The 25,548-nt window shown below is 71.8% G+C and carries 24 protein-coding genes and 1 riboswitch; of the genes, 6 read left to right on the top strand and 18 right to left on the bottom strand.

The window, feature by feature from the left end; all coding sequences use genetic code 11:
- Positions 1 to 33: 33 nt before the first annotated feature.
- Genes OG985_RS33290 through OG985_RS33280 form a run of 3 tightly spaced genes read right to left on the bottom strand, consistent with a single transcriptional unit; the run spans position 34 to position 2,797 of the window.
- The gene (locus tag OG985_RS33290) at positions 34 to 720 is read right to left on the bottom strand and encodes a response regulator (RefSeq protein ID WP_371672052.1); all 687 of its coding nucleotides are present in this window, start codon (positions 718 to 720) and stop codon (positions 34 to 36) included.
- Positions 717 to 1,940 (bottom strand): MacS family sensor histidine kinase, encoded by a 1,224-nt coding sequence (macS, locus tag OG985_RS33285; RefSeq protein WP_371672051.1) that lies wholly within the window; start codon positions 1,938 to 1,940, stop codon positions 717 to 719. The genes OG985_RS33290 and macS overlap by 4 nt, the downstream gene beginning before the upstream one ends.
- Positions 1,941 to 1,966: 26 nt before the next feature.
- On the bottom strand, positions 1,967 to 2,797 hold the full coding sequence (locus OG985_RS33280; RefSeq protein ID WP_371672050.1) for a lysophospholipid acyltransferase family protein: 831 nt from the start codon (positions 2,795 to 2,797) through the stop codon (positions 1,967 to 1,969).
- A gap of 160 nt (positions 2,798 to 2,957) precedes the next feature.
- Between OG985_RS33280 and OG985_RS33275 the strand changes: the two genes are divergently transcribed.
- Positions 2,958 to 3,770, top strand: coding sequence for an alpha/beta hydrolase (locus OG985_RS33275; protein WP_371672049.1), 813 nt, complete (start codon positions 2,958 to 2,960; stop codon positions 3,768 to 3,770).
- Positions 3,763 to 4,332: a hypothetical protein gene (locus tag OG985_RS33270; protein ID WP_371672048.1), complete on the top strand. Its 570-nt coding sequence runs from the start codon at positions 3,763 to 3,765 to the stop codon at positions 4,330 to 4,332. Before OG985_RS33275 ends, OG985_RS33270 begins: the two co-directional genes overlap by 8 nt.
- A 24-nt stretch (positions 4,333 to 4,356) precedes the next feature.
- Here OG985_RS33270 and OG985_RS33265 read toward each other — a convergent pair whose 3' ends face one another.
- The 6 genes from OG985_RS33265 to OG985_RS33240 all read right to left on the bottom strand — a co-directional run bounded on the left by OG985_RS33265 (position 4,357) and on the right by OG985_RS33240 (position 9,397).
- Complete coding sequence (locus OG985_RS33265; RefSeq protein ID WP_371672047.1) at positions 4,357 to 5,112, bottom strand: endonuclease/exonuclease/phosphatase family protein; 756 nt, start codon at positions 5,110 to 5,112, stop codon at positions 4,357 to 4,359.
- Between the two features lie 69 nt (positions 5,113 to 5,181).
- Positions 5,182 to 6,135, bottom strand: a complete 954-nt coding sequence (locus OG985_RS33260) for an ROK family glucokinase (protein WP_371672046.1) — start codon at positions 6,133 to 6,135, stop codon at positions 5,182 to 5,184.
- 143 nt (positions 6,136 to 6,278) lie between these two features.
- On the bottom strand, positions 6,279 to 6,773 hold the full coding sequence (locus OG985_RS33255; RefSeq protein WP_371672045.1) for a DUF5304 domain-containing protein: 495 nt from the start codon (positions 6,771 to 6,773) through the stop codon (positions 6,279 to 6,281).
- Between the two features lie 57 nt (positions 6,774 to 6,830).
- Positions 6,831 to 8,000, bottom strand: a complete 1,170-nt coding sequence (locus tag OG985_RS33250; protein ID WP_371672044.1) for an ArsA family ATPase — start codon at positions 7,998 to 8,000, stop codon at positions 6,831 to 6,833.
- A 42-nt stretch (positions 8,001 to 8,042) separates the two neighbouring features.
- Positions 8,043 to 8,486 (bottom strand): SRPBCC family protein, encoded by a 444-nt coding sequence (locus tag OG985_RS33245; RefSeq protein WP_371672043.1) that lies wholly within the window; start codon positions 8,484 to 8,486, stop codon positions 8,043 to 8,045.
- Positions 8,487 to 8,599: 113 nt separating this feature from the next.
- Positions 8,600 to 9,397 (bottom strand): metallophosphoesterase, encoded by a 798-nt coding sequence (locus OG985_RS33240; RefSeq protein ID WP_371672042.1) that lies wholly within the window; start codon positions 9,395 to 9,397, stop codon positions 8,600 to 8,602.
- Positions 9,398 to 9,692: 295 nt separating this feature from the next.
- On the opposite strand from OG985_RS33240, the gene OG985_RS33235 reads away from it, so the two are divergent.
- Positions 9,693 to 11,489 (top strand): long-chain fatty acid--CoA ligase, encoded by a 1,797-nt coding sequence (locus OG985_RS33235; RefSeq protein WP_371672041.1) that lies wholly within the window; start codon positions 9,693 to 9,695, stop codon positions 11,487 to 11,489.
- Positions 11,490 to 11,502: 13 nt separating this feature from the next.
- Here OG985_RS33235 and OG985_RS33230 read toward each other — a convergent pair whose 3' ends face one another.
- Both OG985_RS33230 and OG985_RS33225 read right to left on the bottom strand, forming a co-directional pair.
- On the bottom strand, positions 11,503 to 13,089 hold the full coding sequence (locus OG985_RS33230; RefSeq protein WP_371674573.1) for a GMC oxidoreductase: 1,587 nt from the start codon (positions 13,087 to 13,089) through the stop codon (positions 11,503 to 11,505).
- 343 nt (positions 13,090 to 13,432) lie between these two features.
- Complete coding sequence (locus tag OG985_RS33225; protein WP_371672040.1) at positions 13,433 to 14,575, bottom strand: glycosyltransferase family 4 protein; 1,143 nt, start codon at positions 14,573 to 14,575, stop codon at positions 13,433 to 13,435.
- A 122-nt stretch (positions 14,576 to 14,697) separates the two neighbouring features.
- On the opposite strand from OG985_RS33225, the gene OG985_RS33220 reads away from it, so the two are divergent.
- Positions 14,698 to 15,933: a glycosyltransferase 87 family protein gene (locus OG985_RS33220; protein ID WP_371672039.1), complete on the top strand. Its 1,236-nt coding sequence runs from the start codon at positions 14,698 to 14,700 to the stop codon at positions 15,931 to 15,933.
- A gap of 61 nt (positions 15,934 to 15,994) precedes the next feature.
- On the opposite strand, the gene OG985_RS33215 is transcribed toward OG985_RS33220, so the two are convergent.
- The 5 genes from OG985_RS33215 to OG985_RS33195 all read right to left on the bottom strand — a co-directional run bounded on the left by OG985_RS33215 (position 15,995) and on the right by OG985_RS33195 (position 21,440).
- Positions 15,995 to 17,185 (bottom strand): hypothetical protein, encoded by a 1,191-nt coding sequence (locus OG985_RS33215; RefSeq protein WP_371672038.1) that lies wholly within the window; start codon positions 17,183 to 17,185, stop codon positions 15,995 to 15,997.
- A 32-nt stretch (positions 17,186 to 17,217) separates the two neighbouring features.
- Positions 17,218 to 18,231, bottom strand: coding sequence for an NlpC/P60 family protein (locus OG985_RS33210; RefSeq protein WP_371672037.1), 1,014 nt, complete (start codon positions 18,229 to 18,231; stop codon positions 17,218 to 17,220).
- A 220-nt stretch (positions 18,232 to 18,451) separates the two neighbouring features.
- Positions 18,452 to 19,486 (bottom strand): NlpC/P60 family protein, encoded by a 1,035-nt coding sequence (locus tag OG985_RS33205; RefSeq protein ID WP_371672036.1) that lies wholly within the window; start codon positions 19,484 to 19,486, stop codon positions 18,452 to 18,454.
- A 328-nt stretch (positions 19,487 to 19,814) separates the two neighbouring features.
- Complete coding sequence (locus OG985_RS33200) at positions 19,815 to 21,164, bottom strand: NYN domain-containing protein (RefSeq protein ID WP_371672035.1); 1,350 nt, start codon at positions 21,162 to 21,164, stop codon at positions 19,815 to 19,817.
- 36 nt (positions 21,165 to 21,200) lie between these two features.
- The gene (locus tag OG985_RS33195) at positions 21,201 to 21,440 is read right to left on the bottom strand and encodes a hypothetical protein (RefSeq protein WP_371672034.1); all 240 of its coding nucleotides are present in this window, start codon (positions 21,438 to 21,440) and stop codon (positions 21,201 to 21,203) included.
- Positions 21,441 to 21,597: 157 nt separating this feature from the next.
- On the opposite strand from OG985_RS33195, the gene OG985_RS33190 reads away from it, so the two are divergent.
- Together OG985_RS33190 and OG985_RS33185 are read left to right on the top strand one after the other, a co-directional pair.
- On the top strand, positions 21,598 to 22,341 hold the full coding sequence (locus OG985_RS33190; RefSeq protein ID WP_371672033.1) for a rhomboid family intramembrane serine protease: 744 nt from the start codon (positions 21,598 to 21,600) through the stop codon (positions 22,339 to 22,341).
- The gene (locus tag OG985_RS33185) at positions 22,338 to 22,619 is read left to right on the top strand and encodes an Lrp/AsnC family transcriptional regulator (protein ID WP_266679341.1); all 282 of its coding nucleotides are present in this window, start codon (positions 22,338 to 22,340) and stop codon (positions 22,617 to 22,619) included. The genes OG985_RS33190 and OG985_RS33185 overlap by 4 nt, the downstream gene beginning before the upstream one ends.
- 41 nt (positions 22,620 to 22,660) lie before the next feature.
- On the opposite strand, the gene OG985_RS33180 is transcribed toward OG985_RS33185, so the two are convergent.
- Both OG985_RS33180 and trpD read right to left on the bottom strand, forming a co-directional pair.
- Complete coding sequence (locus OG985_RS33180) at positions 22,661 to 24,022, bottom strand: aminotransferase class V-fold PLP-dependent enzyme (protein WP_371672032.1); 1,362 nt, start codon at positions 24,020 to 24,022, stop codon at positions 22,661 to 22,663.
- Positions 24,023 to 24,201: 179 nt separating this feature from the next.
- Positions 24,202 to 24,318: riboswitch (SAM riboswitch) on the bottom strand.
- An 84-nt stretch (positions 24,319 to 24,402) separates the two neighbouring features.
- Positions 24,403 to 25,467 carry an anthranilate phosphoribosyltransferase gene (gene trpD / locus OG985_RS33175; protein WP_371672031.1) on the bottom strand — a complete coding sequence of 355 codons (1,065 nt, stop codon included), beginning with the start codon at positions 25,465 to 25,467 and terminating at the stop codon, positions 24,403 to 24,405.
- Between the last annotated feature and the right edge of the window lie 81 nt (positions 25,468 to 25,548).

Here is a 25,548-nt window from a genome sequence, read left to right as displayed (position 1 = left end):
TTCAATGGCCGGGCGGTTGGTGCGGGCGGCCGTCTACTCGTCGTCGAGTCCGCGTTCTATCGCGTACCGAACGAGCTCCACGCGGTTGTGCAGTTGCAGCTTGCCGAGGGTGTTCTGCACGTGGTTCTGGACCGTGCGGTGGGAGATGACCAGGCGTTCCGCGATCTGCTTGTAGCTCAGGCCCTTCGCGACCAGCCGCAGCACCTCCGTCTCCCGGTCGGTGAGCTGCGGGGCCCCCGGCTGGTCGGTGTCCGGCGCGGGCGCGGGCTCGGAGGCGAGCCGGCGGTACTCGCCGAGGACCAGGCCCGCGAGACCCGGCGTGAAGACGGGGTCCCCCACGGCCGTACGGCGCACCGCGTCGAGGAGTTCCTCCGTCGAGGCCGACTTCAGCAGGTAGCCGGTGGCACCCGACTTCACCGCCTCCAGGACGTCCGCGTGCTCGCCGCTCGCCGACAGGACCAGCACGCGCAGCGCCGGGTTGGCGCCGACGAGTTCCTTGCAGACCTGGACGCCCGGCTTGGCCGGCAGGTTGAGGTCGAGCACGAGGACGTCGGGGCCGACGGCCCTGGCACGGCGTACCGCCTGCTCGCCGTCGCCGGCGGTGGCGACCACCTCGAGACCGGAGGCGGCCAGGTCGCGTGCCACGGCGTCCCGCCACATCGGGTGGTCGTCGACCACCATGACCCTGATGGGGGCCTGTTGGCTCCCGGTGTCCGTCATCGCTGCTCCGCCTTCCCCCGTGACACCTTCGTGTCCTTCGGTACCGTCAGTTCGACCTCCGTGCCCTGGCCGGGCACCGAGATCAGCTCGGCGCTGCCACCGAGGTCACGCAGCCGGCCCCGGATGGACAGGGCCACACCGAGCCGTCCCTCGCCCTCGGCCTGCGCCAGCCGCCCCTCCGGGATGCCGGGACCGTCGTCCCGGACGGTCACGACGACGGAGTCCGGCTCGTCCTCGACCAGGATCCACGCGCGTGCCTCCTCCCCGGCATGCTCTCGGACGTTGTCCAGGGCCGCCCCGACAGCCGCGGCCAGCTCCGTCGCGGCGGCCGGCGGCAGCAGCACGGGAGCGCCGGGCCCGGCGAGGCCGACCTTCGCGGCGGCGTACCGGGCGAGCAGGGCGCGCAGGTCGAGCGGCCCGTCGTCGTCCGGCTCCTCGACGGTCCGTACGACCGCGCCCAGGGCCGCGTCCTCCGACGCGCGGGAGACGGGGACCAGTCCGCCGGAGACCAGCGTGCGCAGCGCCACCTCCTGCTCGCCGGCCATCCGGCCCAGCTCGGCCCCCTCGCCGCCCATCACGGCGCCACGCCGCTGCACCATGGCCAGCACCTGCAGGACCCCGTCGTGGATGTCGCGGGCGAGCCGCTCCCGTTCCCGGGTGGCCGCCTCGATCTCCAGGGCGCGGGCGAGGGTGCGCTCGGAGGCCCGGGCGACCTCGACGACGTACCCGATGGCGATGGAGGCGACCCACACGAGGATCACGTTGTGGACGGTGTCGCGCGCGGGGACGCCCCGCTCGACCAGGTTGGCGACGGCCACGGCCGTGGAAGCGAAGGCCGCCCAGCGCCAGCCGCCCTTCACGGCGAAGGCCAGCACCGAGCCCGCGGTCCATATCGACGGCAGGGTGGGGCCCCCGTCCACGATCCGCTCGTGCGCGTCGGCGACGGGCGTGAGCAGGATGCCGGTGAGGGCGACGGTCAGGTCCGCGGCCAGGAACCGCTTGGTGCAGTTCGCCGCGTTCGCCACTCTGGGGAGGGTCGCCAGGGTCCAGACGAACAGGACGCAGTAGTACGTGACGGCGACCCAGGGGCGGGTGAACGTGTCGTACGCGGTGGCGAAGAGGCCGACCGCGTACAGCATCGTGAGCACCCGGTACCCGGTGAGCGCACGCCACAGCGGCTGCTCCACCGACATGCGCATGACTCGCTCGCGCTCGGCCAACTCCCCCACCCCCGAACCCGACCGCGCTAGGGCGCGCCGTCCGTCTCCGTCTGTTCCTTCTGCTCTGCCTCGTCCCGCTGTGCCCGCGCGTCCTTCTCCGCCTGCGCGTCCTTCTGTGCCTGCGCGTCCTTCTGTGCCTGCGCGAGTGCGGCCCTCGCCGCCTTCTCCGCTTCCTTCTCGGCCTTCGCCGCGTCCGCGATCCGCCGCTTGGCCGCGGTCGCGTAGATGTCGACGTACTCCTGGCCGGAGAGCTTCATGATCTCGTACATGACCTCGTCGGTCACCGCGCGGAGCACGAACCGGTCGTGCTCCATGCCCTGGTAGCGGCTGAAGTCCAGCGGCTTGCCGATCCGGATGCCCGGCCGCATCAGCTTCGGCATGACCTTCCCGGGCGGCTGGATCTTCTCCGTGTCGATCATGGCGACCGGGATGACGGGCGCGCCGGTGGCGAGCGCCACGCGCGCGAGGCCGCCCGGTTTGCCGCGGTACAACCGCCCGTCGGGCGAGCGCGTGCCCTCCGGATAGATCCCGAACAGCTCACCGCGCTCGAGCACGTCCATGCCGCTCCTGATCGCCGCCTCGCCGGCGCCGCGTGCGCCCGAGCGGTCCACCGGGAGCTGCCCGACGCCCTTGAAGAAGGCGGCCGTCAGCCGCCCCTTCACACCGGGCGTGGTGAAGTACTCGGCCTTCGCGATGAACGTGACCTTGCGGTCGAGGACCGCGGGCAGGAAGAACGAGTCGGAGAAGGAGAGGTGGTTGCTCGCCAGGATCGCGGGGCCCTCGGCGGGTACGTTCTCCAGGCCTTCCACCCAGGGCCTGAAGGCGAGCTTCAGCGGCCCTCCGATGGATACCTTCATCGCGCCGTACAACAACCGAGTGCCTCCTGTGTCTGTCGTTCAGACCTTAACCCGGCGCACTGTCAAAGAACCCGACGACCCTGGTCGGTGTCAGTGCGGTCGCGTACCGTGAACCTCACCTGACTTGTTCACGCCCCACTGACGGACAGGAGACCTGAAGGTGCCGGTCCTCTCCGGAGCCGAGCCGTTCCGCCACGAGGGCGGAGCCGCAGGCGTCCTCCTCTGTCACGGTTTCACCGGTTGCCCCCAGTCCCTGCGCCCCTGGGCGGAACACCTCGCCGGGCGCGGGCTGACCGTCTCGCTCCCCCTGCTGCCCGGACACGGCACCCGCTGGCAGGACATGCAGCTCACCGGCTGGCAGGACTGGTACGCGGAGGTGGATCGCGAGCTGCGCGCCCTGTCCGAGCGCTGCGAGAAGGTGTTCGTGGCCGGCCTGTCGATGGGCGCCGCGCTCGCGCTGCGACTCGCCGCCCGGCACGGCGCCGGCGTCGACGGCGTCATCGCCGTGAACCCCGCGAACAGGATGCACGGCCTGGCCGCGCACGCCCTTCCGGTGGTCCGCCATCTCGTGCCCTCCACGCGGGGCATCGTGAGCGACATCGCGAAGGAGGGCGGCGTCGAGCTGGGATACGACCGGGTGCCGCTGCACGCGGCGCACTCGCTGCGCGCCTTCTTCCGGCTGGTCGACGGCGAGCTGCCGCAGGTCACCCAGCCGCTGCTGCTCCTGCGCAGCCCGCAGGACCATGTGGTGCCGCCGTCCGACTCGGCCCGGATCCTCGGCCGGGTCTCCTCCACGGACGTGACGGAGATCCTGCTGGAACAGAGCTACCACGTCGCGACGTTGGACCATGACGCGGACCGGATCTTCGAGGAGAGCTTCGCGTTCATCGACCGGCTCGCACCCGGTGCCGGCAAGGAGGCGTCCGGCGCCGGTCAGGTACGCAGGCAGGAAGGGACGGCCGCAGGTGGCTGAGAGCGACTCCGACCGCGAGGACCGCGAGCCGGACGAGAAGGGCGTCCCCTTCGACGAGGCGGCCGCCTGGGCGGCGATCGTGGAGGGGTACGGCGACGAGCCGCCGGACCCGCCGGGCGCGAAGCCCTTCAAGTCGATCGAGGACCTGGCCCTGCTCGAGCCGGAGACCAACGACGACAAGCCCCGGGAGGAGAAGCCCGCGGGTCCGCTGGGCAGCTCCGTCTCGTTCGCACCCGGCGTCGGCCCGCGGGACTACAGCGCGCCCGAACCGGCCGCGGAGAGCGCCAAGGGGCATGACGACGACGAGGACGACGAGGGCCACTTCGTGCCGCCGGAGCCGCCGCCGCTGCCGGCCGCCGATCCGACCGCGAAGTTCGCCTGGCTGGGGGTGCTCGGCGGACCGGTCCTGCTGCTGCTCGCGGTCCTGCTCGGCTGGGACATGACCTGGTGGCTCACCACGATCGGCATCGGCGGCTTCCTGGGCGGCTTCGCCACCCTGGTGATGCGGATGAAGACGGACGACGAGGGCGACGACGACCCGGGGCGCGGCGCCGTCGTCTAGGAACGGTCCGATCCGGCGATGGCGTCAGGATGCCGGGACTCTGAGGGCGGCCAGGACGGGCAGGTGGTCCGTGGCCGCCCTCAGGTCGTGCTCCGTCACCCCGGGGTGCCCCAGCGGCACCCCGCAGCCGAGCACCTCGACGTTCCTGGTCGCGAAGATCGCGTCGATGCGCCGGTGGGGCTCGTCGCGCGTCCAGGTGTGTTCGCCGCCCCGGGGAGCGACCGCCCAGCCGTCCTGGAGTCCGGCCGACAGGCTGCGGAAGGTGGGGCCGCCGGGGCGCTCGTTGAGGTCGCCGCCCGCGACCGCGTGCTCCACACCCATTCCGGCCAGCCGGTCCAGGAGCATGGCGCCCTGCGCCTGACGCTCCTCCTTCTGCAGGCTCAGGTGGCAGCTGAGCACGCCGAGCCGGGCCCCGCCGAAACGTACGACCGCGGTCGCGAAGCCCCGCCGGTGCAGGCCCGGGGTGAGCGGCAGCAGCACGTCCTCGGTGCGCTCGACCGTCGCCCGCAGGGAACACAGCAGCGCGGGACCGGCGGCCGTGCCGCCCCCGGAGAGGATCACCTGCCCGGAGGCCGCCGCGAGCCGGGCCAGTTTCTTGCGCCAGCGGAAGAAGAGCGGGGCCTCCTGGACCAGGACCAGGTCGGGGGCGCAGGCGGTGATCACCCGGGCGAGGGCGGCGGTGTCGTCGCGCATCGAGCGGATGTTGTAGCTCAGCACCCGGATGACGGCCGAACCGTCGGCTTCGGTGCGGGAGTTGGGAAGCTGCATGCTGGTCGCCATGGCGATCAACATACGACGATGCCCGCCGTCCCGGGGCGGGGCTCGACGGGCACTGTCGTACGGAGGGTGCTACATGACCGGGTCGGGCTCCCGGGCCAGGTCCGCCGCGCCCACCAGGCCGGCCTTGTTGCCGAGCTGGGCGGCGATCACGTCGGCGACCGGGCGCCAGTTGCCGCCGACCAGCCAGCGCTTGTAGGACTTGCGGATCGGGTCCAGGACCAGTTCGCCCTCGTCGGAGAGGCCGCCGCCGACGATGAAGGCGGAGGGGTCGAAGAGGGACGCCAGGTCGGCGAGGCCGGCGCCGGCCCAGCGGGCCAGCTCACGGTAGGAGTCGACAGCGACCGGGTCGCCCTGCCGGGCGGCCATGGAGATGTGCTTGCCCTCGATGCCGTCGGGGTGGCCGTCGCCCAGCGACAGCAGGATCTCGGCGTTCTCGGGCGTCGCGTTGGCGCGCTGCTTGGCGTATCTGACGAGGGCGCGCCCGGACGCGTACTGCTCCCAGCAGCCCTGTGAGCCGCAGCCGCACAGCAGGCCGTCCGGCACCATCCGGATGTGGCCGAACTCGGCGGCCACTCCGAAGTGCCCGCGGCGCAGCTTGTTGCCGATGATGATGCCGCCGCCGAGGCCGGTGCCGAGGGTGATGCAGATGACGTTGCGGTGCCCCTTGCCCGCACCGAACTTGTACTCGCCCCACGCGGCCGCGTTGGCGTCGTTCTCCACGACGACCGGAAGGCCCACCCGGGCCTCGACCTTCTCCTTCAGCGGCTCCTGGCGCCAGTCGATGTTGGGCGCGAAGTAGACCGTGGAACGCTGACGGTTGACGTAGCCGGCGGCACCGATGCCCACGCCGACGATCTCGTGTCCCACACGTGCGCCCTCGACGGCGGCGGCGATGGCGTCCACGATGCCCTCGGGCGTGCCCGGGGTAGGCACCTGGTGGGTCGAGAGGATGTTGCCTTCCTCGTCGACCACGCCGGCCGCGATCTTCGTGCCGCCGATGTCGACGCCGATGGTGAGTCCCATGAATCCCTCAGTTTCGGTCGAGCCCCGCTACGGCCAACCGTACCCGAGGCCCTGCCGTCGAATTCCCGTCGTCCGCACGGCGGACACGCCCGGGCGGGCCTGCGCGTACCGCGGCCGCGCGGGGCGATCCGAAGGGACGTGCCTCAGTCCAGGTCGATGCGCTCGCCGGGGCCGGTGCCCTCGCCACGGTCACCGCGGTCGCCCGGGTGCCCGGGGTCCTCGGCGCGCGCGGTCCAGCGCTGCTCCTGGGCCTGCACGGCGGAACGGTAGGCGGCGAGGAGTTCGTTGCCGGCCGCGGCGAGGTGATCGAAAACGTCCGGGTTGCGTTCGATGACGGGCTCGACGGCGGCCTTGGCCTGCTGGACGACCTGGCGTACCACCTGCTGGGCCGCGGGCCCGGCGACCGCTCCCAGGAGCGGCGACTGGACTCCGGACAGTTTGTCGGCGACCACGTCGACGAGCTTGCGCAGCTCCTCGGCGGCCGAGACCCGGGGCGGGCCGTACTCGGCGCGACGGCGGGCCTTCTCCGCCGCGAGGTCCTCGGCACACGCCGTCGCCCAGGCGTCGTCGTCTCCCGCCCGCGGTTCGTCGACGGCCTCCGGCCCGGTGGCGTCGGGCGTGGGGCGCTCTTCGCTCATGGCGGACTCCTGACTACGGTTCGTCCCTACGACGTTACCCGAACGGCCGTACGCGGTTCATCGTGTCCGCGGCCACAGATGCGGATCCGGGGCGAACCGGACGCGCAGTTCGCCCTCCCGCAGCGCGGCCCCGGCGACGGTGCAGCGGCGCAGGGCGGACGGCAGCGGCACGATCCGGCGGAGCCGGCCTGCCGTGACGACGAGTTCGTCGCCGCGGCGCACCAGGTCCAGCTCGTCCCGTATCGCGCCGGGCAGGGGCAGGTGCCAGACGAGCACGCCGTCCTCGGCGAGCCGGTCGGCGACGGTCCACTCCACGGTGGAGGTCGTGCCGTTGACGCCCGGCACGGCAAGCGCGGCGAGGTCGTCGGCGCCGCGGGGGTCCTGGCCGAGGTGGGCGACCGGGCGGACGTCGTACGACTCCCGCCACTCCTCCAGGACCTTGCGCTGCTGGGCCACGGGGCCGGCCAGCCAGCCGTGGGCCGCGTCCTCCGGCAGGACGCGGCTCGCGACCAGCACGTCGGGGCGCAGTCCGCGCAGGGCCAGGGCGAGGGTGGCGGCGCGGACGGAGTCGGCACCGGCCGGACCGGGTTCGGCGACCAGCCGTACGACGGTGTCGCGGTCGGCGACGACGGCCTCGACGGCGGCGAGTTCCAGGTCCCAGCGCGCGGCCGTCTCGTACAGCCACTCGGCGGGCATGGGGACGCCGGCGAGCCGGCCGAGGACCGGGCGCAGGGCGCGGGCCGCCTGCCGCTCGGCCGGGAGCAGCCGGCGGAGGTAGCGGCGGAGTTCCTCGGGCAGGGCGAGCAGGGCGAGGGCCTGCGGGGTGGGCGGGAGGTCGACGACCAGGAGGTCGTGGCTCTCGGCGAGGGCCGCGTCCCGCAGGGCGCGCAACAGGGCGAGCTCCTCGGCGCCGGGCAGGGGGGTGAGCTCCTCGGGGTCCAGGCGGGAGGCTCCGAGGAGGTCGAAGGCGGAGGCCGCGCGGGCCTGGAAGGCGGTGAGGTCCTCCCGGAACCGCTCGGCCGCGTCCGGCCGCCAAGCGGTGAGGCGGGGCGCGACCTCCTGGGGGACCGGTCCCGTCACCGCGTCCAGGGCCGCGCCGAGGGTGTCGGTGCGGTCGGCGCTCAGCACGAGGGTGCGGGTGCCCTCCCGGGCGGCGGCGAGCGCGGTGGCGGCCGCGGTGGTGGTACGGCCACCGCCGCCGGGGCCCGTGATCAGGATGGTGCGCATGATGGTGAACGGTACCTCTGCGCGCCGGTCCGGGCGGTCGGGCTACTTCTCGCCCGACTCCACCCGCTTCTTCAGTCCCGCCAGCGCCCGGTCGATGATGACCTTCTCGGCCTTGCGCTTGATCATGCCGAGCATGGGGATCTTGACGTCCACGGTGAGCAGGTACGTCACCTCGGTGGCCCCCGCGCCCGCGGGCTTGAGGATGTAGGAGCCGTCCAGGGAGCGGAGCATCTGGGACTTGACCAGGGTCCAGGAGACCTCGTTCTCGCCGGTCCAGGTGTAGCCCAGGGTCTGGTCGTCCTTGATGGCTCCGGCGTCCATGACGAGGCGGACCTGCTCGGCGCGGCCCTGCTCGTCGGTCTTGAGGACCTCGGCCTCCTTCACCTCGCCGGTCCAGTCCGGATAGCGGGCGAAGTCGGCGATGACCGCCATGACGTCGGCCGGTGCCGCCTCGATCGTGATGCTCGAGCTGGTGTGTTCCGCCATCGCGGTGGCTCCTCCAGATGCGGGCCGGTAAACAGGTCGTCGTGCGCACGTGTGTGCAGCGTGAAGGCTACCGCGCAGTGGACGGCCGGAGTTCACCCCCTACCAGGGGACTCTCACCATTCCAGCGCCCACGGCTTCCCGGATCCCGCGAAGTGACCGACGTTGACGCACTCGGTCGCCCCGATCCGCATCCGCCGGACCAGTGGCTGGTGGACGTGGCCGAACAGCGCGTACCGCGGCCTGGTGCGGTGGATCGCGGCCAGCAGGGCCCGGCTGCCCCGTTCGAAGCGGCGCGCGACGGTGTCGTAGACCAGTTCGGGCACCTCCGGCGGAATGTGGGTGCACAGCACGTCGACCTCGCCCACCGCCTCGATCTTCGCCGCGTACTCCTCGTCGCTGATCTCGTACGGCGTGCGCATGGGGGTGCGCAGGCCTCCGCCGACGAAGCCGAAGACCCGGCCCCCGATCTCCGCCCGTTGCCCGTCCAGCACCGTGACGCCGGGTCGGGCGTACTCGCGCCACAGGGGCGGCATGTCGACATTGCCGTAGGTGGCGTACGTCGGTGTCGGGAAGGCGGCGAACAGCTCGGCGTACTGCCGGCGGACCGCCCGCTCGATCGCCGTGGCCCGGTCGGTGTCGATGCCCGCCCACAGCCGGGCCCCGAGCTCCCGCGCCTCCTCGAAGCGGCGGGCGGTACGCAGCTCGACGAGGCGGTCGGCGTTCTCGGCGCCGAACAGGTCGGGGAAGATGCCGCGCGAGTGGTCGGCGTAGTCCAGGAAGAGGACGAGATCACCCAGACAGATCAGCGCGTCGGCGCCGTCGCCGGCTCTGGCCAGGTCACGGGCGTTGCCGTGGACGTCGCTGACCACGTGGACGCGTGTCCCGCGGTTGCCCGGTGGTGTGGATGCCATGGCGATCAAGAGTAGGCGTGTGCGGCATACGTGAACAGTGGCGGCAGGGCCTGCGGTTACTGGCCGGTCAGTTAGGGGGTGGACTACTGTGCGTCAAGGAATACCCATCCGTGTGACGCAGCGAACATCTCGTCGGGACCCCCTGTCGAAGAAGCCATACCGGCGGGTAACGTCCGGGCAGTCCAATCGTGCTCAGGTTTTCAACCACTGACTTCCTGAGTACTGCCCGAGCCGTGGACCGCACCGTCGCATCGCACAACGTCGTGGCGCCGGCGCCCTATGAGGAGCAGCAGTCTTGCGCGAGTTCAGCCTTCCGGCTTTGTACGAGGTCCCTTCGGACGGCAATCTCACCGACATCGTCCGCAGAAACGCCGCGCAGCATCCCGATGTCGCCGTCATCGCCCGCAAGGTCGGCGGCGTCTGGCAGGACGTGACGGCGACGGCGTTCCTCGCGGAGGTGCACGCCGCAGCCAAGGGACTCATCGCCTCCGGCGTCCAGCCGGGCGACCGGGTCGCTCTGATGTCCCGTACCCGCTACGAGTGGACGCTGCTCGACTTCGCGATCTGGTGCGCGGGCGCGATCACCGTGCCGGTGTACGAGACCAGCTCCCCGGAGCAGGTCCAGTGGATCCTCTCCGACTCGGGCGCCACCGCCTGCGTCGTCGAGTTGGACGGGCACGCGGCCGCCGTCGAGTCGGTGCGCGACCGGCTGCCCGCCCTCAAGCAGGTCTGGCAGATCGAGGCCGGTGCCGTCGAGGAACTGGGCCGCGCCGGCCAGGACATCAGCGACGCCGTGGTCGAGGAGCGCAGCTCCGTCGCCAAGGCCGACGACCCGGCGACCATCGTCTACACCTCCGGCACCACCGGGCGGCCCAAGGGCTGTGTGCTCACCCACCGCAGCTTCTTCGCCGAGTGCGGAAACATCGTGGAACGCCTGCGGCCGCTGTTCCGCACCGGCGAGTGTTCGGTCCTGCTCTTCCTGCCGCTCGCGCACGTCTTCGGCCGGCTGGTGCAGATCGCGCCCATGATGGCGCCGATCAAACTGGGCAACGTTCCGGACATCAAGAACCTCACCGACGAACTGGCCGCCTACCGGCCGACGCTGATCCTGGGTGTGCCTCGCGTCTTCGAGAAGGTCTACAACTCGGCGCGCGCCAAGGCGCAGGCCGACGGCAAGGGCAAGATCTTCGACAAGGCCGCCGACACGGCGATCGCCTACAGCAAGGCCCTGGACACCCCGGCGGGCCCCTCGCTCGGTCTGAAGATCAAGCACCGGACGTTCGACAAGCTCGTCTACAGCAAGCTGCGCGCGGTGCTCGGCGGCAAGGGCGAGTACGCCATCTCCGGCGGCGCACCGCTGGGCGAGCGCCTGGGTCACTTCTTCCGCGGCATCGGCTTCACGGTCCTGGAGGGCTACGGCCTGACCGAGTCCTGTGCCGCCACCGCGTTCAACCCCTGGGACCGCCAGAAGATCGGCACGGTCGGCCAGCCGCTGCCCGGCTCGGTGGTGCGGATCGCGGACGACGGCGAGGTGCTGCTGCACGGCGAGCACCTGTTCCAGGGCTACTGGAACAACGAGGCGGCCACCGCGGAGGCGCTGGCCGACGGCTGGTTCCACACCGGTGACATCGGCACCCTCGACGAGGACGGCTACCTCAGGATTACCGGCCGCAAGAAGGAGATCATCGTCACCGCGGGCGGCAAGAACGTCGCCCCGGCCGTGATCGAGGACCGTATCCGGGCGCACGCGCTGGTCGCGGAGTGCATGGTGGTCGGCGACGGGCGGCCGTTCGTGGGCGCGCTGGTCACCATCGACGACGAGTTCCTGGGCCGCTGGGCCGCCGAGCACGGCAAGCCCGCGGGCTCCACCGCGGCGTCGCTGCACGCCGACGCGGACCTGCTGGCCGCGATCCAGTCGGCGGTCGACGACGGCAACGCCGCGGTGTCGAAGGCGGAATCGGTGCGGAAGTTCCGCATTCTGTCCTCCCAGTTCACGGAGGAGTCGGGCCACCTGACGCCGTCCCTGAAGCTCAAGCGCAACGTGGTGGCCAAGGACTACTCGGACGAGATCGAGGCCATCTACCAGAAGTAGGAAGCAGGCCGGCTCATGGCGCGGTGTCCTCGGCGAGGACCCGCGCCATCGTGCGTTCCGCGAGCGCGGTGATGGTGACGAACGGGTTCACCCCGATGGACCCCGGCACGAGCGAGCCGTCGGTGACGTACAGCTTCGAATACCCCTTCACCCGGCCGTAGTTGTCGGTCGCCTTCCCCAGCACGCAGCCGCCCAGTGGGTGGTAGCAGAAGTCGTCCGCGAAGACCTTGTTGGACGAACCGAACAGGTCGTACCGGTAGATCGTCGAGTTCGCCGCGTTGATCCGGTCGAACAGTTTCCTGGCCATGCTCACGGAGACGGCGCTCTGCGCGGCGGTCCAGCCCAGCCTGACCCCGCCGCTCGCCGCGTCGTACGTGAACGACGCCCGCTGCGGGTTCTTGGTGATCGCCAGATAGAGGCTGACCCAGTGCTCCAGACCCATCGGCAGCGGGGCGATCTCGGCGAACACCGGGTTGGCGGTGTTCGCCCAGTCGTCGATGCCCATGACCGGCATGGTCGACTGGTTGGCGCCGACGGTGTCCCACAGGTGGTTGGCGCGGCCCAGCATCACGTTGCCGTTGGTTCCCCAGCCGGCGCCGACGCTCGCGTCGAGAGCGGGCAGCGCGCCCGTGTCCCGGGCGCGGACGAGGAGTTCGCTGGTGCCGAGACTGCCGCCGCCGAGGAAGAGGTACGTGCAGCCGTACTCCTTCGTCTCGACGACGGCACCCGTGTTGTCGATGCGGTCGGCGGTCAGGACGTACGTCCCGTCGGTGGCCCGGCGGATCGCCCTGACCCGTTCCATGGTGTTGATGGTGACGTTCCCGGTGCCGAGCGCGGCGGCCAGGTAGGTCTGGTCGAGGCTGCGCTTGCCGTGGTTGTTGCCGTAGATGACCTCGCCGCCGAGTGCGGACTTGGTGGCGGTGCCGGCCGCCTCGCGCTGCATGTACCCGAAGTCGTAGACGTTCGGCACGAAGGTGGTCTTCAGGCCGGCGTTCTGGGCGTGCTTGCGGGAGACCCGCGTGAACTTGTACCACTCCGTCGACTCGAACCAGGCGGGGTCGACGGTGTTGACGCCGAGCATGGCGCGGGCCCGCGGGAAGTACGTGCCGTACATCTCGGCGGCGTCGACGGTCGGGAACTGCTCGCTGAAGTACGACTGGAGCGGGGTCACCGCCATTCCGCCGTTGACCAGCGAGCCGCCGCCGACGCCGCGGCCCACGTACACGGACATGTCGGCGAAGTGCACCCGGTCCAGGACGCCCGGATATCTGCTGATGTCCCGGTTGACGAGGTCCAGCCACAGGAACGAGGCAAGCGGTGCCTCGGTGCGGGTGCGGAACCACATGGACCGCTGGTCCGGGGCGCTGGTGGTACAGAAGACCTTGCCGTCGGAGCCGGGTGTGTTCCACAGCCGGCCCATCTCGAGGACGAGGGTGCGGATGCCGGCCTGGCCGAGGCGGAGGGCGGCGACGGCCCCGCCGTAGCCCGAACCGATCACGATCGCGGGGGCGTTGTCGACGACGGCGGGTTCGGCCGCCGAGGCGGACTGGAGGCTGATACGGGTGAGACCGGCCGCGGCGGCGGTCTGCAGGGCTACCATGCCCAGGATTTGACGTCTCGTCAGCTGACGCTGCATCAGTTTTGCTGTCATGCGCGCAGCATGTGCGGATTATTCGGTTCCGCCTAGGGGCTGCGCCGGTTTTGGGGCGCCGTCCCGAGGCGAGGTTTCGCGAAGTCCGCGGCTGCGGGTTGTACGTGGCCTGTCGCGCCGTTCCCCGCGCCCCTTCGGGCGCGTCTCAGCGAGCGTTGCCCATCGGGCGACCGGTCTCGCCTGTGTGCGCCATCCCGAGGCGAGGTTCGCGAAGTGCGCGGCTGCGCGTTGTACGTGGCTTGTGGCGCCGTTCCCCGCGCCCCTTACGGGCGCGGCCCTGAGCGGTGGGGTTCTACAGCAGGGTTTTCAGGCGATCCGCCAGGAGATCCCAGCGCCATTTCTCCTCGATCCAGGCTCGTCCCCGTTCGCCCATCCGCCGCCGGAGTTCCGGGTCCGCGAGGAGGACGGTGATGCGGTCGGCCGTCTCCTCGGGGGAGCCGCCGCGGACCACCCAGCCGGTTTCGCCGTCGAGGACCGCGTCGGGGGCGCCGCCGGAGTCACCGGCGACGACGGGCAGGCCGGTCGCCGAGGCCTCCAGGTAGACGATTCCGAGGCCCTCCACGTCGAGCCCGCCCCGCCGGGTCCTGCACGGCATCGCGAACACGTCGCCGGCGCCGTAGTGCGCGGGCAGCTCGGCCCAGGGCACCGCCCCGGTGAAGCGCACCGAGCCGGCCACCCCGGTCGACCGCGCCAGTGCGCGCAGCTCCTTCTCGTACGGCCCGCCGCCGACGATCAGCAGCACGGCCTCCGGCTCGGCGGCCAGGATCCGGGGCATGGCCAGGATCAGCGTGTCCTGCCCCTTGCGCGGGACCAGCCGGGACACGCACACGACCACGGGACGGTCGGTCAGCCCGAGCCTGGCCCGGACCTCGGCACCGCCCGATCCCGGGTGGAAGGTCTTCTCGTCGACCCCGGGCGGCAGGTGCGCCATCCGCGCGGCCGCCCGCGGGGTCAGCGCGGCGGCGATCCGCGAGCGCGTGTACTCCCCGAGGTAGGTGACCGTGTCGGTGGACTCCCCGATCCGGCGCAGCAGCTGCCGTGCCGCGGGCAGCTGGGCCCATCCGGCCTCGTGGCCGTGGGTCGTGGCCACCAGCCGGTCGGCGCCCGCCCTGCGCAGCGCCGGCGCCATCAGCCCGAGCGGGGCCGCCGCCCCGAACCAGACCGATGTGCAGCCGTGCTCGCGCAGCAGCCCGACGGCCCGCCGGGTCACGTCGGGCGTCGGCAGCAGCATCGTCGTACGGTCGCGGACGACGGTGAAGGGCTGCTCGGCGTCGAAGGCGGCGGTCGCCTCGACGCCCTCCCGGCCGCGCTTCCAGGTGGAGGCGTACACGACGAGCCGCTCGGGGTCGACCCGCAGCGCCATGTTGTGCAGGAAGGCCTGGATACCGCCGGGCCGGGGCGGGAAGTCGTTCGTGACGACGAGGGTCTTGTGCATCGCCGCCGACCCTACCGAACGGGCCGCTCACAGCCGGGCCCCGGCCGCACCTGTGGCAGGCTCACAGCAGGGCGGGACATCATGTTCTCCTCAGGGCGCGCAGCGAACGGGCAGGGGTTCACGTGAAGACGACGGTCGGATGGCGGTCACTGGCGTGGCTGCTGGGGACCTGGGGCGTGACCAGGCTGTTCCTCCTGCTGTTCGTCTTCGGGGTGTACGTCTTCCCCGGCCCCGACGTCACCAGCGACGTCTCCGTCATCTACCAGGGCTGGTACGACGTGCTGCGCACCGGCACCTTCCCGCTGGACGACGTGACCTGGCAGTACCCGCCCGCCGCCGCGCTCGCGATCCTCTCCCCCGGGCTGCTGCCCTTCCTGGACTACACCCAGGCGTTCTTCGTCCTCGCCTTCGTCGCCGACCTCGCCGTCCTCGCCCTGCTGCTGTACGCGGGCCTGCGCCCCGGCAAGACGCTGCGCGGCGTGTGGGTGTGGGTGGTGGGCGTACCGCTGCTCGGGCCGACCGTCTACGCCCGCTACGACGTGATGGTCACCGCGGTCGCGGTCGCGGCGCTGCTCGCGGCCGGCCGGCATCCACGGGTGGCGGGCGCGCTGGCGGGCTTCGGGGCGCTGCTGAAGGTGTGGCCGGTGCTGGTGCTGGTCGCCGCGCGCAGGCGGGGAGTCCGGGCGTCGGCGGCGACCACCGTGGTTGCGTTGGCGGCCCTGTTCTCGATCGCCATGCCCGGCGCCTTCGCCTTCCTGACCTTCCAGCGCGACCGCGGCACCGAGGTCGAGTCGCTGGGTTCGCTGGTCTTCCACGTGGCCCGGCAGTACGGCTGGGACGGCCAGGTGCTGCTCAACTACGGCTCGGTCGAGTTCATCGGCCCATATGTCGACCTGGTGAGCACGGCCGCCCTGTTCCTCACCGGCATCTCCTTCGGCTGGCTGCTGCTGTGGCGGATGATGGCCACCCGCTTCCAGCCGCACACGCTCGCGGACGCGGCGTTCGTGGCGGTGCTGATGTTCACCACCACCAGCCGGGTGATCAGTCCGCAGTACCTGGTGTGGCTGATCGGTCTGGCCGCGGTCTGCATGTGCTTCCGGGCCAGCCGGATGGGCCTGCCGGTCTGCCTAGTCCTGGCGGCGAGCCTGGTGACGGTGCTGGAGTTCCCGATCTGGTTCTCGCACGTCGTGATGAGCGACCCCCTCGGTGTCACCCTCCTGTTCGTGCGCGACGGCCTGCTGGTGCTCGCCACCCTCGCCGGGGCCCGCGTGCTGTGGCGCTCGACGGTGCCCCGCCCCGATCCGGCCCCGGTGCCGGCTCAGGCCGCCCGCACCAGCAAGACCTCCCTCTCCCCCTGATCCGGTCCGGCGAGCGGGAGCTGCGGCGCGACTGGCCCACCGAGGCCCTGGCCCTGCCGGATCAGGCCAGCTGAGCCCGCAGATAGCCGCGCCACCGCTCGGTGAACGCCGCCGGTGTCGTGCCGAGCACCTTGCTCATCGCGTCCTCGACCGCCCCGGCCCGCTTCTCGTGCCCGCCCACGGCCCGGTAGAACGTGCGCAGCCGCGCGTCGCCCCAGTGCTCCGCGATGAACCGGCAGGCCATCCAGCCGCCCTCGTACGCCTTCGCCAGCTTGGTCGCGTCCCCGGTGAAGCCGAAGTCCCGGTCGTCCGGCAGCGCGGCGGGGACCTGCCCGCCGGTCACCGCCCGCCACAGCTCGGGCGCGGCCTCGGCCGGCGTACGCCCGGTACCCAGGTAGCCGATCCAGTCGGCGTACCCCTCGGACAGCCACAGCGGGGTGGCGGCGCTGGTGGCCGCGCGGGTGGCCACATGCGTGGTCTCGTGGGTGAGCACGACCTGCTTGCCGACGCCGCCCAGGACGCCGTACGCGTCCGGATTGACGATGATCCGGTCCGCGGGCGCCCGGGCGGGGGCGCCCGTCTCCCCGGTGGTGACCGCGGCGATCCCCCGGTAGGAGGAGGCGGGCGAGCCGAGCAGCCCCGCCATCCCGTCCAGCGACCTCGGGACGAGTACCACGACGTGCCGGCTCCAGCCCGTGCCCCAGGCCGCCGACACGGCCGGCACCGCGTGGTCGGCGAGCTCCGCGTACCGGTGCAGCGTCTCGCCGGACTGCCCGACCCCCAGCACGAGGCTGTGCGCACCCCGTACGACGGTCACCTCGCCCTGGTCCCACAGCTGCTGCGCGGTCCTGTGGGCGGGCAGCTCCGCGTCGACGTACCACCGCCCGTGCGCGTCCCGGCTCAGGTTCAGCGTGCGGCCGACGGTGACCGGGGCCGTGTCGTACCCCTCGACGCGGTAGCCCAGCTCGGCGTCGGCGGTGGCGGTGGAGCCGGTGCGGTGCACGGCGGTGACGCGGTACGACCAGGCCGCGAGCGGCACCGCGCCGAGGTTCCCGAACCAGCTCAGCGCACCGGTGCGGACGAACGCGGCCCGGTCCCGGTCGAGGACCGCGGTCGCCCGCCGGTCCAGGACCCGCTGGACGTCGGCCTTCGCACTGTCGGTCGCCGACCGCCCCCCGCATCCGACCAGGGAGACGAGCAGCAGACACAGCGCCACCACTCCCGATCCCGCCACCCGCCGTCGACCAGCCACTTCCCGATCGTACGGTGGCCGGGGGCGCCGGGTCAGACCCTCGTGACCGACGAGACGGGCATCATGCCCACCGGGTCGTAGCGCACCGGCGCGCCGGGGTAGGGCGCGTGGATCACCTGGCCGTTGCCCATGTACATCCCCACGTGGCTGGCGTCGGACCGGTAGGCGACCAGGTCGCCGGGCTGGACCTGGGAGAGCGGGACCTGTCGGCCGGCGTACCGCTGGGCCTGCGAGGTGCGCGGCAGGGAGATCCCGGCCTGCGCGTAGGACCACTGCATCAGGCCCGAACAGTCGAAGCCGGTGGGCCCGGTCGCGCCCCAGACGTACGGCTTGCCGAGCGCGGAGCGGGCGGCGGCGACCGCGGCGGCCGCCCGGCCGGAGGGCGCGGCGACGCCGGTGAGGTCGGGCAGGTCGGAGCGCCCGGAACGGGAGGCCCGGTCGTAGGCCGCGCGTTCCGCCGACGGCAGCAGGTTGAGCAGTTGCCGGGCCTGGGCGAGCTTCTTCTCCACAGTCCGCTTGTGGGTGCCGACGGCCTTGCGGCTGCGCTCCAGTTCGGCGAGCTTGCCGGCCGCCTCCGCCCGCTCCTGGGCGAGTTCGCGCATCGCCGACTGGAGTTCTTCGAGCTCGCCGGCCTGGCGGGCGGTGATCCGGTCGAGCGCCGCGGCCTTGTCGAGGTAGTCGTCCGGGTCGTCGGAGAACAGGAGCGCGAGCGAGGGGTCGAGGCCGCCGGAGCGGTACTGCGCGCCGGCCAGCGAACCGAGCGACTCCCGCATGGTGTTGATGCGTTCCTGCTGCCGGGCGATGTGGTCCTGCGCGTCGCTCACCTGCCCGCGCAGTGAATCGGCGCGCTCGTCGGCCTTGTTGTAGGCCTCGGTGGCCTGCTCGGCCGCCTCGTAGAGGCGGTCCACTTCAGCACGGGTGTCGTCGTGCGGCGCGGCCACCGCCGGTACGGCGCCGAGAGCGGCGGCTGCGGCGGACAGGACGCACAGGGCGGCACTGGCGCCCCGGTCGAACCCGGACGGTACAAGGCGGCGATGGAACCCCACGGGAAGCCGCACTCCTTCCGCTGGCGGACACGGACTGCCCCCCGCGCCGGGGCGGAGCTCCGGCTTCGGGAAACGCGGCAGACAGTAGCCCCGTGACCGGGCAGCCACCAACGACCTTCGCGGGCACACAACGTGACGCCCCGCCTATGACGCAGGTCATGGGCGGGGCGTGGGGTCAGCAGCGGTTGTGGCAATTCGCCCGTTCGGGCGGGAGCCGGAGTCAGATACGGACGCCGAACTGGAACGGCATGTTGCCGATCGACTCGTAGCGCACGACGGTGCCGGTGCGCGGGGCGTGCAGCACTTGGCCGTTGCCGGCGTAGAGGCCGACGTGGTGCATGTCGCCGTAGAAGATGACCAGGTCGCCGACCTTGAGGTCGCTCTGGTTGTAGATGCGCGTACCGGCGTTCGCCTGGGCCTGCGAGGTGCGCGGGATGGTGACACCGGCCTGCGCGTAGGCCCACGAGGTGAAGCCCGAGCAGTCGAAGGAGGAGGGACCGGAGGCGCCGTAGACGTACGGCGTGCCGATCTTGCTCTGTCCGGCGGCGAAGGCCGCGGCGGCCCGGTTGGAGGCGGAGGTGGTGCCGCCGAGGTCGACCCGCTCGCTGGCGGAGCGGCTGGCGCGGGCGTCCGCGGCGTCGAGCGCCGCCTGCTCCGCGGCCGTCAGGGTGTTGAGCAGCTTGCGCGCCTCGGCGAGCTTGGTCTGGACTTCCTGCTTCTTCTTGCCCAGTTCCGTGCGGGTGGAGGCGAGGTCCTTGAGCTTGTCGGAGGCCTCGGAGCGCTCCTGCGCGAGTTCGCGCTGCTTCTGCTGGATCTTCTTCAGCGCCTCGACCTGCTGGCCGCTCAACTGGTCGAGCGTGGAGGCCTTGTCGAGGTAGTCGTCCGGGTCGGCCGACAGGAAGAGCTGGACGGAGGAGTCGATGGAGCCGGTGCGGTACTGGGCCGCGGCCGCCAGGCCGATGCTGTCGCGCAGCTCGTTGAGCTCTTCCTGGCCGCGGGCGACGTTGTCCTGGATGGTGGAGATCTCCTTCTGGAGCTTCTCCTGCTTCTCCTGGGCCCCGACGTACTTCTCGGTGGCCTGCTCCGCCTCTTCGTAGAGCTTGTCGACCTTCGCCTTGACCTCGCCCTTGCTCGGCTTCTCGGTCGGCGCCGCGTTGGCGGCGTTGGCACTGAGAGCCACGGCTGCTGCGGCGGCGGTGGTGAGCACGGTCACACGGGTGCGGCTCGGCTGCTTGGGTCGACGGTGGGACGCCACGAAGGCGAGCTCCTTCTTCCTCCAGCCGCCTACCGAGACGCCGGCGGGCGGTGCCCCCTCCGCCGTCACTCCCAATGAGTGATCACCCGAGCGGGGGTTCGAGCCCAGACCCTAGTGACCTTCCTGTGATCAGTTCAAATCCTGGCGTGAAAAATGTTTGTCACACCCTGCATTCTTTACACTCAACTCACGTGCAGTGATGCGCACCTGACACTACGTTGCGTGAAGACCCTGCCAATTGGGGCAATGCATCCGTAGGTTGCGCTTGGTGCGTACGCGACGCATGGGACTTAAGGGACAGTTCGGCCGAGGCGGATTCCGAGCCGTCTCAGGCCCTCGAGAACCGCTTCAGAAGCACCGCCGAGGCGACCGGCCGGGCTCCCGCCCGGGCAACCCCGTCGGCCACCTCACGGTCGGTGGAGACGACGATGACCGGGCGTCCGGGCGGCTCCGCGCGCACCAGCTGACGGATCAACTCGTCGGCCGTCACGCCGGCTTTGGAGAACAGCACGCGCACCCCGCGCGGCGGCGCGAGCAGCACCGGCGCGGCCAGCTCGGCCCCGTCGAAGACACAGGTAGCCTCGGCCCCGGTCTGCGCGGCGAGCTGCGAGAGCTGCCCCAGAAGTCGCAACCGCTGCTTCTCCAGAGGCATTTGGGGATAGCCTGTCTTGGTGACGTTGTAGCCGTCGACCACGAGATGCGCCTGCGGGAGCGCGAGCAACTGGTCGAGAATCGCCGGGTCGTTCTCGGACAGAGCGCGCGCGGCGATGTCCTTCGGGGTCATTCGTCCCGGTTCGACCGCGTCGACGGTTTCCGCGGGCCGTACGGACACCGGTGGCAGCGCCAGCTCACGCCGCAGCCCCTGGGCCGCGTCGAGCACGGTGTCGAGCAGGAGCCGCACCCGCATGTCCTCGACGCTGCGCCCCTCCCGGGCCGCTCTGCGGGTGGCCTCCAGGGCCGCCTCCGCCTCTCCGAGCCGCGCCTTGAGCCGCCGCGACTCGCTCTCGGCTGCGGACACCTGGGTCTGCCCCTCGGCACGGGCCGTCTCGGTCTCGCCCTGGAGCTTGCGCAGGGCCGCCTCGCCGCGTTTGACGTCACTGAGGGCCGCGCGCAGCTTGCGGTGAAGCGATTCCGTTTCCTTCTTCGCCGCGTCCAGCTCGGTCCGCAGCCGCTCGGTGTCGGCCCTGGTCTGCTCACGGGCCTGGGCGAGCTCCTCACGCAGCCGCGCCAGCTCCGCCCGGTTCTCCTCGTCGGCCCGCTCGGCGTCCGCCCGCAGGGCCTCCTCGCCGGCCGCGGTCACCAGCTTCACCCAGCCGGTGGGGCGCAGTACGTAGGCCGCGGCCGCCACGTCCAGCGGATCCGCGGCCGGCGGCGGCGAGCCGGAGTCGAGGGCACCGGCCAGCTCCGCCTGGGCCTCTCTGAGCTTCTCCCCGATGCGCTGCCGGAACAGCGGATCGGTCTCCAGAGCGGTGGCCATCGCGTTCCCGGCGAACTTGGCCCGCCGGTTCGGCGCGAACCGGGCGTACTGTCTGAGCTGCGTGGGCAGTTCGCCGACGGTCAGGCCGCCGAAGCCGTCCGAGACGATCTGTACGACCCTGCGGCGCACGCCGTCGGGCAGCGGACGGTCGAGCACCTCGGCGGTGCCGTCGCCCGGCTCCCCGCCCGTGGTCTCCACCATCCGTCAACCCCAATACCTGTGCGGGACCCGCTCCCCTCAGGAGCCGGCACCCGGCCTGTCCACGAGTTCCACCTGATCCACCGCGTTGCACCAGCGGCACCGCACCGACTCGATGGTCTCACTGAGCGTCTCGCGCTCCTCGACCTTCGGCTCACCCGCCAGGTCGAGGTGGATGTACTCGACGACCTTCGACGAGCGCGTCACGTCGAAGCGGGTGAGGTTGCCGCAGAGGGTGCAGCGCCAGCGGGTGGCGTCGGTCGGCAGGGGAACCGTCATCGTGACTGTTCGCTTTCCTTCTAGTGTCCGTGACGCGCCGGATTCCCCGGTGCGTGTGGCTCGTAACCCTACGGCCTGGCGGCATCCCGCCGCCCGTCCGTCCAGGGCGGCGAGGCGGTCTGTGCGGCTCGGCCCCCTTACGTCATGCTCTGTACCCATGATCAGCAAGTGGAGCGTGACGGTCGGCAGGACGGCCGGGAGGGTCCGGACGCCGTCGGCGCCGGTGACATACGGCCTGATCGCCGCCTGCTGCCTGCTGTTCGTGATCGGCCCGGCCTCGGGCCTCGATCCGGCGTACGGCTCCGGCGACGGGCTGCTCGCCGCGCAGCGGGCCTACTTCCGCCGCTGGGGCGTGGTCCCCGCAGAACTGTTCGAGGGCTCCCCCCGCGCCGCCCTCACCCCCGCCACGGCCCTGTTCGTCCACGGCAGCTGGGTCCATCTGCTCGGCAACATGCTCTTCCTCTACGTCTTCGGCGCGCTGACCGAGGAACGGATGGGCCGCGTCCAGTTCACCCTGTTCTATCTGGGCTGCGGCTACCTGGCCCTGCTGGGCTACGCGGCCGCCAACGCCGACTCCACGCAGTCACTGGTCGGCGCCTCCGGGGCGATCTCCGCCGTCCTCGGGGCGTGCCTGTACCTGTTCCCCGGCGCCCGGGTGACCAGTCTCCTGCCGTTCCTGTTCTTTCTGCCCCTGCGCTTCCCGGCCTGGGTCGTGCTGCCCTTCTGGGCGGCCCTGCAGTGGCTGGCGGCGGGACGGGCGGCCCAGGGACCGGGCGTGGCGTATCTCGCGCACCTCGTGGGGTTCTCGGTGGGCTTCGGCTACGCGTGGGTCCGTTTCGGCCGTACCACTAGAGTGAAGGCCGCCCCAGCTCCGGCCCCCGAGGGAGAGAACCAGCCGTGATCACCGCGATCGTCCTCATCAAGACCAGCGTGGACCGGATTCCCGAGATCGCGGAGTCGATCGCGGCCCTGGAGTCCGTCAGCGAGGTCTTCTCGGTCACCGGCACCTACGACCTGATCGCGATGGTCCGCGTCAAGCAGCACGAGGACCTGGCCGAGGTCATCCCCGGGCGGATCAGCAGGATCCCCGGCGTGGAGGGCACGGACACGCACGTCGCGTTCCGCACCTACTCCCAGCACGACCTGGAGGCGGCGTTCGCGATCGGCCTGGACTCCTGACCGCCTGAACACCGCCTCCGGGCACGGACCGGACCCAGACGTCACACCGCCGGGACGCAGCGGCCGCCCTCCGTGCGGTACTGCCAGCGCGCGCCGTCCCGCACGAGCTCCTTCACGGCCCCCACGAAGCGCTCCACGTGCTCGTCGGGGGTGCCCGCGCCGAAGCTCACCCGGATCGCGTTGAGGGACTTCTCGCCCGGCGCGGCCTCGGGGGCACCGCACTCGCCCTGGGTCTGGGGGTCGCTGCCCAGCAGGGTGCGGACCAGCGGGTGGGCGCAGAAGAGGCCGTCCCGGACGCCGATGCCGTACTCGGCGGAGAGGGCCGCGGCGAAGTGCGAGCTGTTCCAGCCCTCGACGACGAAGGAGATCACGCCGACCCGCGGGGCGTCGTCCCCGAACAGGGACAGGATCCGCACCTGCGGCACCTCGGCGAGGCCCGCCCGCACGGTGTCGATCAGGTGCCGCTCGCGGGCGACCAGGGTGTCGAAGCCGGCCTCGGTGAGGGCCTTGCAGGCGGAGGCGATGGAGTAGACGCCGATGACGTTGGGCGAGCCGGCCTCGTGACGGGCGGCGGTGTCGTGCCACTCGACGTCCACTCCCCCGTCCTCACGCCGGGTGACCTTGCGGCTGGCGCCGCCGCCGGCCAGGTACGGGTCGGCCTCGCGCAGCCAGTCGGCACGGCCGGCCAGGACTCCGGAGCCGAAGGGCGCGTACAGCTTGTGACCGGAGAAGGCGACCCAGTCGACGTCCAGGTCCCGCACCGACACCGGGTGGTGCGGGGCCAGCTGGGCGGCGTCCAGGACGATCCGGGCGCCGTGGGCGTGCGCGGCGGCCGCGAGCTCCCGTACGGGCCACAGCTCGCCGGTGACGTTGGAGGCGCCGGTGACGCAGACCAGGGCCGGGCCGTGCGGGTCACGGGCGGCGAGGGCGCGCTCCAGGGTCTCGACGGCCTGGCGCGGGGTGCGCGGGGCGTCGAGGTAGCTGACCCGGGCGTCCTTCCAGGGCAGCAGCGAGGCGTGGTGCTCGGTCTCGAAGACGAAGACCTGGCAGCCGTCGGGAAGCGCGGCGGCCAGCAGGTTCAGGGAGTCGGTGGTGGACCGGGTGAAGATCAGCTGGTCGTCGGTCCGGCAGTCGAGGAACTCCGCGACCGTCCGGCGGGCGTTCTCGAACAGGTCGGTCGAGAGCTGGGAGAGGTATCCGGCCCCGCGGTGCACGCTGCCGTAGTACGGCGCGTAGGCGGCGACGTCGTCCCAGACCCGCTGCAGGGCGGGAGCGCTGGCCGCGTAGTCGAGCGCGGCGTAGGTGACCTCGCCGCCCGTGACGAGCGGGACGGTGACGTCTCCACCCAGAACGGGCAGCGGGGAACAAAGCGACTGGGCGGCGGCAGCGGTGGAGACAGACATGGCGAACTCCCGTGAGAAGCAGCGGAATCACCACGCGAGCGGGTACGGCTCGGCGCGGGACAGGAAGAGAAAAGGGGATGCGGAGGCGGGGCTCTGCGGCCCTATCGCATTCGCTTGCTCACGGGGGACTCCCTCGAGACCAGGACCCCTGGGCTGTATCCACTCGAAAGAGTGCGAGGGGTCCGCGCTTGCCGTGGACCTCGCTGCCCACGGCCTGGTCTTCACCCGGGGCACCCCGCCACGGACGGAGGGTTGCCGGACAGTCGGCCGGGGCCTCATGACTGTCACTCATGACCTGCCGAACATCCTGCCACACGATCTTCCACGCGCAAGGCGCAGTCCGAATTCTGGACTGCGCCTCGCGTCACACCGTGCGGAACTCAGGCGTTGCTGATCGCCACCCAGCGCTCCAGGGTCCGCCGGGCCGCGCCGGAGTCGATCGACACGGCCGCCTTCTCCATGCCGGCCCGGATCTGCTCGGCGAGCGGCCCGTCCCCGGGCTCCAGCGCGACCAACGCGGCCGCCGAGTTCAGCAGTACGGCGTCCCGCACCGGCCCGGTCTCCCCGCTCAGCAGCCGTCGGGCCACCTCCGCGTTGAACGAGGCGTCGGCGCCCCGCAGGGCCTCCACCGGCACCAGCTCCAGGCCGACGTCCCGGGGGTCGAAGGCCTCCTCGGTGACCTTGCCGTCGCGGACGACCCACACCCGGGAGGTGGCGGTGGTCGTCAGCTCGTCGAGACCGTCGTCGCCCCGGAACACCAGCGAGGAGTTGCCGCGCTCGGCGAAGACACCGGCGACGATCGGCGCCATCCGCAGGTCGGCCACCCCGACGGCCTGCGCCTTGACCTTCGCCGGGTTGGTCAGCGGGCCGAGGAAGTTGAAGGTCGTCCGGATACCCAACTGGCCGCGCGCGGCGGCCACATGGCGCAGCGCCGGATGGAACTTCACCGCGAAGCAGAAGGTGATCCCGGCTTCCTCGGCCACCTCCGCGACCCGCTTCGGCGTCAGTTCGAGATTGACGCCGAGCTTCTCCAGGACGTCCGAGGCACCCGAGGCGGAGGAAGCGGCCCGGTTGCCGTGCTTGACGACCTTCGCGCCGGTGCCGGCCACGACGATCGAGGACATCGTGGAGATGTTCACCGTCCTGGCGCCGTCGCCGCCCGTGCCGACGATGTCGACGGTCGCGCCCGGCACCTCGATGACGTTCGCGTGCTCGTACATCGTCCGGACGAGCCCGGCGATCTCCTCGACGGTCTCGCCCTTGGCCCGCAGCGCCACCGCGAACCCGGCGATCTGTGCGTCGGTCGCCTCGCCGCGCAGGATCCGGTCCATCGCCCAGGCCGTCGCCTCGGCGCTCTGGTCCCGGCCGTACAGCAGGGCGTCCAGTACCTGGGGCCAGGAACGGCCCGCCGCGGTGTCGCCTCCAGCGGGGGTCACAGCGCTCATAAGCCGCTCCTGGGTCGGTCCCGTACCACGGGACGCGGATCTCAACAGGGCCACCCTATCCAGCCCGGAGCACGGCGAAGG

The organism is Streptomyces sp. NBC_00289, from assembly GCF_041435115.1.
In the GTDB taxonomy this organism is placed as follows: domain Bacteria; phylum Actinomycetota; class Actinomycetes; order Streptomycetales; family Streptomycetaceae; genus Streptomyces.
The sequence above is the reverse complement of the archived record's forward strand: the minus strand, read 5'-3'. Positions and strand labels throughout refer to the sequence as shown.

Excerpts from the sequence above, each read along its gene's own strand:
- trpD (WP_371672031.1), bottom strand. The coding sequence starts at position 25,467 with ATGAGCGCTGTGACCCCCGCTGGAGGCGACACCGCGGCGGGCCGTTCC.
- OG985_RS33200 (WP_371672035.1), bottom strand. The coding sequence starts at position 21,164 with ATGGTGGAGACCACGGGCGGGGAGCCGGGCGACGGCACCGCCGAGGTG.
- OG985_RS33265 (WP_371672047.1), bottom strand. The coding sequence starts at position 5,112 with ATGGCGACCAGCATGCAGCTTCCCAACTCCCGCACCGAAGCCGACGGT.
- OG985_RS33280 (WP_371672050.1), bottom strand. The coding sequence starts at position 2,797 with ATGAAGGTATCCATCGGAGGGCCGCTGAAGCTCGCCTTCAGGCCCTGG.
- OG985_RS33225 (WP_371672040.1), bottom strand. The coding sequence starts at position 14,575 with ATGCACAAGACCCTCGTCGTCACGAACGACTTCCCGCCCCGGCCCGGC.
- OG985_RS33290 (WP_371672052.1), bottom strand. The coding sequence starts at position 720 with ATGACGGACACCGGGAGCCAACAGGCCCCCATCAGGGTCATGGTGGTC.
- OG985_RS33245 (WP_371672043.1), bottom strand. The coding sequence starts at position 8,486 with ATGGCGGAACACACCAGCTCGAGCATCACGATCGAGGCGGCACCGGCC.
- OG985_RS33240 (WP_371672042.1), bottom strand. The coding sequence starts at position 9,397 with ATGGCATCCACACCACCGGGCAACCGCGGGACACGCGTCCACGTGGTC.
- OG985_RS33230 (WP_371674573.1), bottom strand. The coding sequence starts at position 13,089 with ATGGTAGCCCTGCAGACCGCCGCCGCGGCCGGTCTCACCCGTATCAGC.
- OG985_RS33255 (WP_371672045.1), bottom strand. The coding sequence starts at position 6,773 with ATGAGCGAAGAGCGCCCCACGCCCGACGCCACCGGGCCGGAGGCCGTC.
- OG985_RS33195 (WP_371672034.1), bottom strand. The coding sequence starts at position 21,440 with ATGACGGTTCCCCTGCCGACCGACGCCACCCGCTGGCGCTGCACCCTC.
- OG985_RS33190 (WP_371672033.1), top strand. The coding sequence starts at position 21,598 with ATGATCAGCAAGTGGAGCGTGACGGTCGGCAGGACGGCCGGGAGGGTC.
- OG985_RS33180 (WP_371672032.1), bottom strand. The coding sequence starts at position 24,022 with ATGTCTGTCTCCACCGCTGCCGCCGCCCAGTCGCTTTGTTCCCCGCTG.
- OG985_RS33250 (WP_371672044.1), bottom strand. The coding sequence starts at position 8,000 with ATGCGCACCATCCTGATCACGGGCCCCGGCGGCGGTGGCCGTACCACC.
- OG985_RS33260 (WP_371672046.1), bottom strand. The coding sequence starts at position 6,135 with ATGGGACTCACCATCGGCGTCGACATCGGCGGCACGAAGATCGCGGCC.